Source organism: Acinetobacter sp. 228 (assembly GCF_048147885.1).
The window spans coordinates 1-1,190 of the sequence record NZ_JAYWYV010000411.1 but is presented as its reverse complement, the minus strand read 5'-3'; the positions used below and the strand labels follow the sequence as shown (position 1 = coordinate 1,190).

General features: G+C 38.8%; 2 pseudogenes. Both read left to right on the top strand.

Annotated elements, in window-relative coordinates:
- Positions 1–920: pseudogene (locus tag VXQ92_RS19455) on the top strand (nitrate ABC transporter substrate-binding protein); the annotation flags it as partial.
- A 34-nt stretch (positions 921–954) separates the two neighbouring features.
- Positions 955–1,190: pseudogene (locus tag VXQ92_RS19450) on the top strand (ABC transporter permease); the annotation flags it as partial.

Sequence of the window (1,190 nt, the reverse complement as noted above, 5' to 3'; positions counted from 1 at the left end):
GAGCGATTCAGGCAGAAGGCTGGCAACTTGATAAAGATATTAAAGTGATTGCTCAGGCGCCAGAAGTGGCGGGACCTGCATTAAAAAGTCATAAAATTTCTGCACATGCTGACTTCGTACCATTTGGTGAGTTATTTGCTTACCAAGGTTTTGCCAAAAAAATCTATGATGGTTCTCAAGCAAAATCACCCACATTTCATGGTTCGCTTGCCAGCAAGGATTATGCACAGCAGCATCCCGAAGTCATAAAAGCTTATTTACAAGCAACTATTGAAGCGAATCGTCTGATTCAGGAACAACCAGAAAAATATAGTGAAATTATTGCTGAAAAAACAGGTATTCCTGCCGAAGTTGTTTATCTATTTCATGGCCCTTTAGGTCTGCAAACTCGTGACTTAACGTGGAAACCTGAATATCGAAAAGCGACTCAAATTGCGATAGATACCTTAAAAGTTTTAGGAAAAAACGACGGTACGCTTGATGTAAATAAATTTATTGATGACCAATATATTAAGGATGCATTTCAGGCATCTGGACTTAATTACAGCCAGCAACTTGCTGACTATGCAAAATCACCTTTGGTTGCCAATGATGCTTTAACGGGCCAACCCATCAAGACATTTGATCGGGTAACTCAAATTTGGGTAAAGGGTGAAGAAAAAGTTCGTAGCTATGAAACGCCTGAGCATGCTTTTTCTGATTTAAAGAAAATACAAGCCGATGGAAAAACGGTGCGTGTGGTTTATAGCCAAGATCATCAGTCCGACATTAAGTTACTTGCCAATTTGGCATGGTATGCCACAGACAAAACAGGACAAATTCAGGCTTTTTTATTAAAAGATGATGCTGAAAAATGGGCTAAACAACAGGGCGGAAAAGTATATGACTTTAAAGCTATTCAACTTGTAACACAGAGCTGATGTGTTGTCTTACCTAATGATCAGGAGGTGACAAATGAGTAGTTTAGCCCAGACAAAACCTAATAACCAAAGTACATTTTTGACTAAATTTTTTCAGCAGTTGAGATCATATCCGGCGCGTTTAAAAAGCTACGTGATTGCTTTTACATCCATAGCTTTTTGGATAGTCATTTGGCAAGGACTTGCTCAGTTTAAAGTAAATTTAGGCTTTGTGAACTTTAGCAATGTCCCGACACCTTTAGATGTCATTCATGCGCTATGGGCTTTTTT